The organism is Sneathiella sp. (assembly GCF_036844445.1).
In the GTDB taxonomy this organism is placed as follows: Bacteria; Pseudomonadota; Alphaproteobacteria; order Sneathiellales; family Sneathiellaceae; genus Sneathiella.
Genome location: NZ_DAIUFV010000010.1, coordinates 1 through 10,457, shown reverse-complemented (window position 1 = coordinate 10,457; position 10,457 = coordinate 1). Strand labels below are relative to the sequence as shown.

General features: G+C 58.1%; 6 protein-coding genes, 1 tRNA gene and 2 rRNA genes. 3 read left to right on the top strand and 6 right to left on the bottom strand.

Annotated features, from left to right (window positions below; genetic code table 11):
• The first annotated feature begins 70 nt into the window (after positions 1–70).
• Both V7Z56_RS15425 and gdhA read left to right on the top strand, forming a co-directional pair.
• Positions 71–1,045, top strand: coding sequence for a TerC family protein (locus V7Z56_RS15425; protein ID WP_334130458.1), 975 nt, complete (start codon positions 71–73; stop codon positions 1,043–1,045).
• Positions 1,046–1,243: 198 nt separating this feature from the next.
• Positions 1,244–2,593, top strand: coding sequence for an NADP-specific glutamate dehydrogenase (gene gdhA, locus V7Z56_RS15420; protein WP_334130457.1), 1,350 nt, complete (start codon positions 1,244–1,246; stop codon positions 2,591–2,593).
• A 32-nt stretch (positions 2,594–2,625) separates the two neighbouring features.
• On the opposite strand, the gene gltS is transcribed toward gdhA, so the two are convergent.
• Positions 2,626–3,825 (bottom strand): sodium/glutamate symporter, encoded by a 1,200-nt coding sequence (gene gltS, locus V7Z56_RS15415; protein WP_334130456.1) that lies wholly within the window; start codon positions 3,823–3,825, stop codon positions 2,626–2,628.
• Positions 3,826–3,874: 49 nt separating this feature from the next.
• Positions 3,875–5,428 (bottom strand): phospholipase D family protein, encoded by a 1,554-nt coding sequence (locus tag V7Z56_RS15410; RefSeq protein WP_334130455.1) that lies wholly within the window; start codon positions 5,426–5,428, stop codon positions 3,875–3,877.
• Between the two features lie 304 nt (positions 5,429–5,732).
• Here V7Z56_RS15410 and V7Z56_RS15405 point away from each other — a divergent pair, with 304 nt between their 5' ends.
• Positions 5,733–6,083, top strand: coding sequence for a DMT family protein (locus V7Z56_RS15405; RefSeq protein WP_334130454.1), 351 nt, complete (start codon positions 5,733–5,735; stop codon positions 6,081–6,083).
• Between the two features lie 42 nt (positions 6,084–6,125).
• On the opposite strand, the gene V7Z56_RS15400 is transcribed toward V7Z56_RS15405, so the two are convergent.
• The 4 genes from V7Z56_RS15400 to V7Z56_RS15385 all read right to left on the bottom strand — a co-directional run bounded on the left by V7Z56_RS15400 (position 6,126) and on the right by V7Z56_RS15385 (position 10,426).
• Positions 6,126–6,674, bottom strand: a complete 549-nt coding sequence (locus V7Z56_RS15400) for a hypothetical protein (protein ID WP_334130452.1) — start codon at positions 6,672–6,674, stop codon at positions 6,126–6,128.
• 255 nt (positions 6,675–6,929) lie between these two features.
• Positions 6,930–7,006, bottom strand: a tRNA-Met gene (locus V7Z56_RS15395).
• A 115-nt stretch (positions 7,007–7,121) separates the two neighbouring features.
• Positions 7,122–7,236: ribosomal RNA gene (gene rrf / locus V7Z56_RS15390) — 5S ribosomal RNA — on the bottom strand.
• Between the two features lie 445 nt (positions 7,237–7,681).
• Positions 7,682–10,426 (bottom strand): 23S ribosomal RNA (locus V7Z56_RS15385).
• Positions 10,427–10,457 lie beyond the last annotated feature (31 nt).

The window sequence follows — 10,457 nt, the reverse complement described above, 5'->3', positions numbered from 1 at the left end:
TTGTATCTGGCTGGTGAGCCGGGGCCCCTGCGTACCCGTGATCACCGGCGCCTTTGCCGCGAGGTGTCGAGTGGAACTGCTTCTGTTATCCGTCCTTGGCAAGCCGCTCTGGATGTGGCTGCTGTTCATGGCCATCATTTTTGGCCTTCTGATTTTCGATCTTGGGGTTCTGAACCGCGACGACCATGTCATCGGCATCGGCGAAAGTCTCGGCCTCTCCGCCATGTATATCGCGCTCGGCCTCGCCTTTTCCGGATTTATCTGGTGGCAGATGGGGGGCGAAGCGACGGCGCAGTATCTTACCGCCTTTATCGTCGAAAAAACGCTGGCGATGGATAACCTCTTCGTCATCGCCCTCATTTTCAGCTATTTCGCCATTCCCGCACAATATCAGCACCGCGTCCTCTTCTGGGGGATCCTCGGCGTGATCGTGCTGCGCGGCATCATGATCGGCGTCGGCGCGACGATCGTACAGCATTATGAATGGGTGCTCTATATCTTCGCGGTATTCCTGATCGTCGTCGGCGTGCGGATGATGTTCGCCTCCGACGAGGCGCCGGACCTGTCGCAGAATAAAATGATCGGCTTCCTGAAGCGGCACTTCCGCATCAGCAACACGCTGCACGGCCACAGTTTCGTCGTCCGCGAGCCGCATCCAAAAAGCGGCAAGATGGTGCTGTATGCGACCCCGCTCCTGTTCGCGCTGGTGCTGATCGAGCTTGCCGACATTATCTTCGCGGTCGATTCCGTGCCCGCCGTCTTTACCATTACGACCGACCTCTTCCTCGCCTATACCTCCAATATCTTCGCCATCCTCGGCCTGCGCGCGCTCTATTTCTCGCTCTCCGCCATCCTGCGGCGGTTCAGCTATCTGAAATATGCGCTCTCGATCCTCCTGATCTTCATCGGCTCGAAGATGTTTATCGCGGATTTCATGGGCTGGCACAAATTCCCGCCCGAATGGTCGCTCGGCATTACCGTCGGCATTCTGAGCATCGGCATCCTCTTCTCCCTCTACATGACCCGCAACGAGAGAAGCTCCTAGTCTGCAGCCGGCGGCGGTGATGGCGCCGCTTATCTTTGACGCGCGGCGGCGGAGCCTTCTTCCGCCGCAAGGCGCGCCGCTGATGGGGGGTATTCAAAAAAAACAATGGTGCTGGCGCAAAATAGTTATTCATTTTGCGCTGCGATTGGCCTAAACAGTGTGCGCAAGAAGATAACCAAAGAATACTGGAGACTGATTTTGGTCAATGTCGATGAGAAGCTGGAGCCGATCCTCAATGACGTTCTGCGCCGCAATGCCGGCGAGCATGAATTTCATCAGGCGGTGCGCGAAGTTCTTGAAAGCGTCGGCCGGGTCATTGCCAAACGCCCGCATTACGCCCGCAACGCGCTGATCGAGAGGATTTGCGAACCCGAGCGGCAGATCATCTTTCGCGTGCCGTGGATCGACGATCACGGTCAGGTGCAGATCAACCGCGGCTTTCGGGTGCAGTTCAATTCCGCACTCGGCCCCTATAAGGGCGGCATCCGCTTTCACCCCTCCGTCAATGTCGGGATCATCAAGTTCCTCGGCTTCGAGCAGACGTTCAAGAACGCCCTGACCGGCCTGCCGATCGGCGGCGCCAAGGGCGGCTCGGACTTTAACCCGCGCGGGCGGAGCGAGACGGAAATCATGCGCTTCTGCCAGTCCTTTATGACCGAGCTGCACCGCCATATCGGGGAATATGTCGACGTGCCGGCCGGCGATATCGGCGTTGGCGGGCGCGAGATCGGCTATATGTTCGGCCAGTACAAGCGGCTGACCAACCGCTACGAGGCCGGCGTGCTGACCGGCAAGGCGCTGTTCCACGGCGGCAGCCGCGCCCGCAAAGAGGCGACCGGCTATGGCGCCGCCTATTTCGTGCGGCGGATGATGCAGATCAAAGGGCTGGATCTCGAAGGCAGGAAGGTTGTCGTCTCGGGTTCGGGCAACGTCGCCATCTACACCATGGAGAAATTCATCGAATTCGGCGCGAAGGTGATCGCCTGCTCCGATTCGAACGGCTTCGTCTATGACGAGAACGGCCTCGATCTCGACCTTATCAAGGAAATCAAGGAAGTCCGCCGTGAGCGGATTTCAACCTATGTGCTGCGCAAGGGCGGCTCCGCGCGCTACAAGGAGGCGGGCTCTATCTGGACCGTGCCCTGCGACGTTGCGATGCCCTCGGCGACGCAGAACGAGCTGACCGGCAAGGATGCCAAGATGCTGATCGAGAACGGCGTGCTTGCCGTTGGCGAAGGCGCCAACATGCCCTCGACCCCCGATGCCGTGCGCCTCTTCCAGGAAGCCGGCGTCCTCTTTGCGCCCGGCAAGGCGGCCAATGCGGGCGGCGTCGCCACCTCGGCGCTCGAGATGCAGCAGAATGCCTCGCGCGATAGCTGGACGTTCGAGAAAACCGAAAACCGCCTCGCCGGCATTATGGACAATATCCATGACCTCTGCGCGGCAACGGCGGATGAATATGGCGCGCCGGGCGACTATGTGCTGGGCGCCAATATCGCCGGCTTCGTCCGGGTCGCCGAAGCGATGGACGCGCTCGGCGTCACCTGAGCTGATCCCCCCTCGCCCGCTGCGGCCCCAGATCAGCCGACAAAGACGGAGATGATCAGGGCGTTGACGATGTCGATGAAAAAGCCGCAGACGACGGGCACGATGATGAACGCCCGGTGCGCCGCGCCATATTGCTGCGTCACCGCGGTCATATTGGCGATGGCGGTGGCGGTGGAGCCGAGAGTAACGCCGCCAAAGCCCGCCGAAATGACGGTCGCCTCGTAATCCGCACCCATGGCGCGGAACACGACGAAAATCGTGAACAGGATCGTCATCAGGATCTGCAGCGCGAGCACCACCGCGATAAAGACGAAGATCCCTTCGAGCCGCCAGAGCTGCAACCCCATCAGCGCCATCGTCAGAAAGAGGCCAAGCGCAAGATCGGAGATCAGCGAGAAGCCGAGATAGATGCTGCGCCGGTTGCGCGGTCCGTGCCGGCGAAAGACGGGCCCGCCGAGGTTGCGGAGCAGGATGCCGGCGATCAGGCAGCTGACAAAGGTCGGCAGCGTCAGCCCCGTCCCCTCCAGAAGCGCATGCAGGCCAAGCCCCAGCATCACCGCGAGATTGAGGATCAGGATCGACCAGAGGATGCCGAAATAGTCGATGCGCTTCACAACCGTATCATGCGGAACGCCGATGTCGAGATCGGTATCCTGCGACGGCTGTACGCGATGACGGCGCATCAGGAAGGCCGCGATCGGCCCGCCGATGACGCAGGCCGCGATCATGCCGACCATATTGCTGGCGATGCCGAGCTCCATGGCATTGTCGATGCCGAGCTGCTCGACAAAAATCGGCGCCCAGGCGGTGGTTGTGCCGACGCCGCCGGTCAGCGAGATCGATCCCGCCATCAGCCCGGCGCGCGGCTCCAGCCCGAACAGCGTCGCGGCCGATATGCCGAGCAGGTTCTGCGCGATCATATAGCCGCTCGCAAGCAGCAGCAGGATGAGCAGCGGGCGGCCGCCCTTGCGCAGCGTCGAGATCTCCGAGCCGAGACCGATGCCGGCAAAAAAGACGAGCAGCATAAAATCCCGCATCTCGAGATGGAATTCGATCTGCCAGTCAAACGCGACATGCAGGCCCGCAACAAGCGCCGCGCAGAGGACGCCGCCGACGACAGGCTCGGGTATCGAATAGCGGCGGAGCCATTCGCTCCGCAGCGTAATCGCCTTGCCGAGCAAGAGCAGTACAACCGCAATGTTGAAGGAAAGGAAGGCGTCAATCTGGATCATACGCTGCGTTCCGCTCCGGCTCTTTCATCCATCCTCTTTCCAATCCCTCTTAAAGCTGCGATTCGATCGGCAGCAGACCGACCGCCCAGGCGATCAGTCGCCTTGACAGCCCGACGTCCGGCTCGCGATCAAAGGTCACGACGTCGCCGCGGATGCGTGTCCGCCACTCAAGCCTGCCAGTCTCGCCAAGCGCGAGAGCATAGCTCGTCTCATCCGAAATTTCAGCCTCGAAAAGCTGCTGCATGGCGCCGACAAGCCCCGCGTTTTCAAAGAGAATGCCCATCTCGGTATTGAGGGAGGAGGAGCGCGGGTCGAAATTGAGCGAGCCGATAAAGCCGATCCGGTCATCGACCGTGAAGGCCTTCGTATGCAGGCTCGCGCGGCTCGAACCGCGCAGCGACATATTGCGCCGGTCAAAGGCGCGGCGCAGCTCATAAAGCGCGACCCCGCCCGCCAGCAGCGGCGCGCGGTAGGGCGCATAGCCACCATGCACCGCTGCAACGTCGGTCGCCGCGAGCGAATTGGTGAGAATACGCACGGCAACGCCGCCCCCGGAGAGCGCCCTGAATTCACGCGTCCCCTCCTCTCCCGGAATGAAATAGGGCGAAGTGATATCGATGCGCGCCCTCGCCTTTCGAAAGATCGGAACAAGCTCCCGCATCAGTCCGTTGTCCACAAATTCCCCCATTACCTTCTCGGGGCGATCATATAGAAGCCGCGCCTCGGTGGTCCAGTGGATTGGGCTCACGCGCATGAAATCGACGAGCGACAGCCGATCGCGGACGCGGCAGAGGTATGGCTCCGCCGCCGCACCCTCCGCGTTATGCTGAAGCCGCGTGCGCAGCGCCGCGAGCGTCGTTCCCGCCGCGCCGCCAAGCGCGGTGACGGGAAGCGCAAAGCCGCTGTTCCAGAAGCTGTCGAACATCGTCTCCCCCGCTTCGACCACCTCGCCGATCGCCAGCAGATCGAGATCACGGAAGGTGGAGGCTTCCGTCGCATCGAAATATTCATCGCCAATGTTGCGCCCGCCCGCGATCATCAGCCGGCCATCGACGATCCACGCCTTGTTATGCATCCGCCGGGTAACGCTGAAGGCGCGGAGCGCCATCTCGATGCCGCGCCGGAGCGTGCTGTCGCGGGTCTGCGTCGGATTGAAGAGGCGCAGCTCGATATTGGGGTGCGAGGCGAGCGCGAGCAGCGTCGCGTCGCCGTTGTCGATGCCGATGTCATCAAGCAGCAGCCGCACGCGCACGCCCCGCTCCGCCGCCGCCAGCACCTCGTTGAGCAGAAGCCGGCCCGTGAGATCCGACTTCCAGATATAATACATCAGATCGAGCGAGCGGCCCGCGAAGCGGGCGGAAAAAGCGCGCGCGGCAAAGGCATCGAGATTTGACGCCAGCATGACAAGGCCGCTCTCGCCGATATGCGCGCCCGTCAGCGGCCCGATCTGCCGATCGAACAGCGTCGCCTCCGCCTCGCGCGGCAGCACCCGGGAGACGGGCCCGCGCGCCTGCCGCGCAAAATGCCCATACATATAGGCCGCGAGGAGGGAGAGCAGCCCGAAGAGCGCAAGGGCACCGAGTGTAAACCAGACAAAACCCATTCAATATCCTCATGCGCCGGACGGGAAACAAAAGGCCGCCCGGCAGATTTGATGAGGAATATAGAACACTCCTGCCCCATGCGGTCAATCACCGTCTCCGGCCGCGACAGAAAGATAAGTGCCAGCCGCGCCTCCCCATCCGTGACGGTCCAGCGGCCGGAGACCGCGAGGCGCCCCGCATGCCGCGGGGACCGGCGAGAGACGGCGCCGGCTCCCCTCGCCGCGCCGCCCGGATTTGCGGATCGCGCTTTATCGGCGCCCTGGCGAATGCTAGACTTCGCGCCAAACAGAAGGAGCTCCCGCCGTGCCGTTTATCCCGTATCTGACGCCGATCCTGCTACTTGCCCTCAGCAATATTTTCATGACCTTCGCCTGGTACGGGCATCTCAAATTCCCGCAGGCCGCCCTCTGGCTCGTCATCCTCGTCTCCTGGGGAATTGCGCTCATCGAATATTGCTTTGCGGTACCCGCCAACCGCATCGGCTATCACGTCTATAGCGCCGCCGAGCTCAAAACCATCCAGGAAGTGATCACCCTGCTCGTCTTCGTCGGCTTTTCGGTGCTCTACCTCGGCGAAAAAATCACCCTCCACCACCTCGGCGGCTTCGCCCTCATCGCCGCCGGCGCGTTCTTTATTTTTACCGCACCGAAGTGAGGGGGGGGGGGCGATGAAATTCAGGACAACGCATAGGTCCGATCAGGCAATTTTGTGATGTAGCACCCCTTCAAGCACACTTCCGCACATAAAGATCACCGATAAATACGCGCCCGCATTCATCGCTTTTTGTGCTTCGGTAAGTCTTTGCTCAACTAATTTTACGACTTGAGCTTCAATAGGCAATTTATCCAGACTAGGGATTATGAATTCTTTGTTTAAGAAATTGTCTTCACTTTCAACGTTCTGATGGTTGGCTTCTTTTCCACCAAGCCGAGCGACAGCGGCTTTCGCTTTCTCAAGTACTTCCTTTGCGGGCACGCGCCCATTCAATTCACAATTAGCCTCATATGAAGCGAGCATTTCCGCCAAAACAGGAGCGACCACATAGTCCGGCTCCAGTTCCCAAAAAGCCCTCATTTTCTTTGCTTTTGAGGTTCCATAAATCTGATATCGATGACTATGAATATCTATTTTGTATCGCGAAAAGAACTCCCCGTACGTGGCATCGCTGTAGTCCAGTACGTATCCACTACCCATATCAAGAATTCTTTCCAAATATCGCTTGTCTATGTCAGTCAAGTTACTCATTTTATAAGTTGCCTTTGATTCCCCCACATAACAGCACCCTCTCATAACACGAATAAGAATTCCATATATTCTTTCTTGGTTTGGGTTCGGCAAACCAGAACGCGCATCTATCTCGAGTATATTCCAAAGATGATGTAATGAGACTAGCTAGCTAACGCAGAATTCTACCTCCCTATCGCTTCTGATCGGGAGCCCATTGGTATCTCACCCAACAAAAAACGGCTTAGCGTTTTATTGCTAAGCCGTTGATATTATTGGTTGCGGGGAGAGGATTTGAACCTCTGACCTTCAGGTTATGAGCCTGACGAGCTACCGGGCTGCTCCACCCCGCGGTGATTTTGTTGTTGGGTTTCAGGCGTTGTCCGTGCGTGTTTCACGGCTTTCAGGCTGATGGCGGTACGGGTGTTGTCTGCTGACATTGTGATGAGGAGTTGCTGTTCTTTGCGGGCCTGGCAGCGACCTACTCTTCCGTGCCTTAAGACAAAGTACCATCGGCGCTGGGAGTTTTCACGACCGAGTTCGGGATGGGATCGGGTGCAGGCCTCCCGCCATAGCCACCAGGCCGGCAAAGAACAGCTGTGAATACATCCTTTATTGTTTTGCCTCAATCGCCGGCGCGGGCCTCCGCCCGCTTAGGCTTTCGGACCATGCGGTCCGGCGGCCGGTCGGCCTTGCCGAGGCGTTGCCTCGGAGCTTTGTTTTGCCTCAATCGCCGGCGCGGGCCTCCGCCCGCTTAGGCTTTCGGACCATGCGGTCCGGCGGCCCTTGGCCTTGCCGAGGCTAAAGCCTCGGGATGAAGATCAATTTGGGTAGTGCCTTCTTCTGATTTGACTACTGTGCATGGTGTTTTTTGCAGACGCTGAAGCGCCTTGCTTGCCGGCCTTGCCGCCGTACAGCTGTGGGACCTCTTTCAAGGCTGCGACTGCAGCCCGTCGCCCCTGCGACGAAAGCCAAGCGGACGGAGGTCCGCGCCCGGCGTTTGAGGGTCTACAAAAAACTGAAGCACTGGGATCAAACCGATCGAGTGATTAGTACTGGTCAGCTCCGTATGTTGCCATACTTCCACCTCCAGCCTATCAACGTGGTGGTCTTCCACGGCTCTCAAGGGATATCTGGTTTTGAGGGGGGCTTCCCGCTTAGATGCTTTCAGCGGTTATCCCGTCCGTACTTAGCTACCCTGCAGTGCCACGGGCGTGACAACAGGTCCACCAGAGGTACGTCCACCCCGGTCCTCTCGTACTAGGGGCAGCTCCTCTCAAATATCCTACACCCACGGCAGATAGGGACCGAACTGTCTCACGACGTTCTAAACCCAGCTCACGTACCTCTTTAAATGGCGAACAGCCATACCCTTGGGACCTGCTCCAGCCCCAGGATGAGATGAGCCGACATCGAGGTGCCAAACAATGCCGTCGATATGGACTCTTGGGCATTATCAGCCTGTTATCCCCGGCGTACCTTTTATCCGTTGAGCGATGGCCCTTCCACGCGGGACCACCGGATCACTATGACCGACTTTCGTCTCTGCTCGACTTGTCAGTCTCGCAGTCAGGCTGGCTTATGCCATTGCACTCAGCAGCTGATTTCCGACCAGCTTGAGCCAACCATCGCGCGCCTCCGTTACCATTTGGGAGGCGACCGCCCCAGTCAAACTACCCACCATGCAGGGTCCCGGAACCGGATAACGGTCCGCGGTTAGATATCAAAAGTCAAAAGGGCGGTATTTCAAAGGCGCCTCCACGACAACTGGCGTCATCGCTTCAAAGGCTCCCGCCTATTCTACACAGTCAAATCCTGATACCACTGCAAAGCTATAGTAAAGGTGCACGGGGTCTTTCCGTCTAACCGCGGGTACTCCGCATCTTCACGGAGAGTTCAATTTCGCTGAGCCTATGTTGGAGACAGCGGGGAAGTCGTTACGCCATTCGTGCAGGTCGGAACTTACCCGACAAGGAATTTCGCTACCTTAGGACCGTTATAGTTACGGCCGCCGTTTACCGGGGCTTCAATTCGCAGCTTGCACCCCTCCTTTTAACCTTCCGGCACCGGGCAGGCGTCAGACCCTATACGTCGTCTTGCGACTTCGCAGAGTCCTATGTTTTTAATAAACAGTCGCCACCCCCAATTCTGTGCCACCCCCCACCGGTTGCCCGATGAGAGGTACCCCTTCTCCCGAAGTTACGGGGTCATTTTGCCGAGTTCCTTCAACATAGTTCTCTCAAACGTCTCGGTATACTCTACCAGTCCACCTGTGTCGGTTTGGGGTACGGTCTATACGCTGGAGCTATTTCCCGGAACAGGTTCACAGCAAGCCCAATCCAATAAGAGCTCACCATCTACCCTATTCGTCACTTCCAGCAGGCAGAGGAATATTAACCTCTTTCCCATCGACTACGGCTTTCGCCCTCGCCTTAGGGGCCGGCTCACCCTGCGCAGATTAGCTTTACGCAGGAACCCTTGGACTTTCGACGTGAGTGTTTCTCACACTCATCTCGCTACTCATGTCAGCATTCTCACTTCCGATACCTCCAGGCAACCTCGCGGTTACCCTTCACAGGCTTACGGAACGCTCCGCTACCACTCAGCCTAATGGCTGAATCCGCAGCTTCGGTGCATGGCTTTAGCCCCGATACATCTTCGGCGCAGGCCGGCTTATCTAGACCAGTGAGCTATTACGCTTTCTTTAAAGGATGGCTGCTTCTAAGCCAACCTCCTGGTTGTTTTGGCCTTCCCACATCCTTTCCCACTTAGCCATGACTTGGGGACCTTAGCTGGCGGTCTGGGCTGTTTCCCTCTCGGCATCGGACCTTAGCACCCAATGCCTGTCTGCCCTGCTGCATTCTTCGGTATTCGGAGTTTGGTTAGGTTTGGTAAGTCGTTGGGACCCCCTAGCCCATCCAGTGCTCTACCCCCGAAGATGATACAGGACGCTCTACCTAAATAGATTTCGCGGAGAACCAGCTATTTCCGAGTTTGATTGGCCTTTCACCCCTAGCCACAAGTCATCCCCCAACTTTTCAACGTTGGTGGGTTCGGTCCTCCAGTGCGTGTTACCACACCTTCAACCTGCTCATGGCTAGATCACCCGGTTTCGGGTCTAATCCCTGCAACTAAAGCGCCCTGTTCAGACTCGCTTTCGCTGCGCCTACACCTACCGGCTTAAGCTTGCTGCAAAGATTAACTCGCTGACCCATTATACAAAAGGTACGCCGTCACCTCATAAAGAGGCTCCGACTGATTGTAGGCATCCGGTTTCAAGCTCTCTTTCACTCCCCTTGTCGGGGTGCTTTTCACCTTTCCCTCACGGTACTTGTTCACTATCGGTCGCATAGGAGTACTTAGGCTTGGAGGGTGGTCCCCCCATATTCAGACAGGATTTCTCGTGTCCCGCCCTACTCAAGGACCTTATCCAACATTACCCATACGGGGCTATCACCCACTCTGGCCCGCCTTTCCAGACGGTTCTGGTTGTTTGAATAAGGCCACTGGCCTGGTCCGCGTTCGCTCGCCACTACTAACGGAGTCTCTGTTGATGTCCTTTCCTCCGGCTACTTAGATGTTTCAGTTCGCCGGGTTCGCCTCGCTACCCTATAGATTCAGGTAACGATCCCCTAAAAAGGGGGGGTTGCCCCATTCGGATATCTCCGGATCAAAGGTTGCTTGCACCTCCCCGAAGCTTTTCGCAGCATGCCACGTCCTTCATCGCCTCTATGCGCCAAGGTATCCACCAAATGCCCTTAAAACGTTTGATCTCAGCACTTCTTGTCATGCACAGAAGTCAAA

What these genes read in the sequence shown, in the direction of transcription:
- gltS (WP_334130456.1), bottom strand. Translation starts at nt 3,825, where the DNA reads ATGATCCAGATTGACGCCTTCCTTTCCTTCAACATTGCGGTTGTACTG.
- V7Z56_RS15400 (WP_334130452.1), bottom strand. Translation starts at nt 6,674, where the DNA reads ATGAGTAACTTGACTGACATAGACAAGCGATATTTGGAAAGAATTCTT.
- V7Z56_RS15410 (WP_334130455.1), bottom strand. Translation starts at nt 5,428, where the DNA reads ATGGGTTTTGTCTGGTTTACACTCGGTGCCCTTGCGCTCTTCGGGCTG.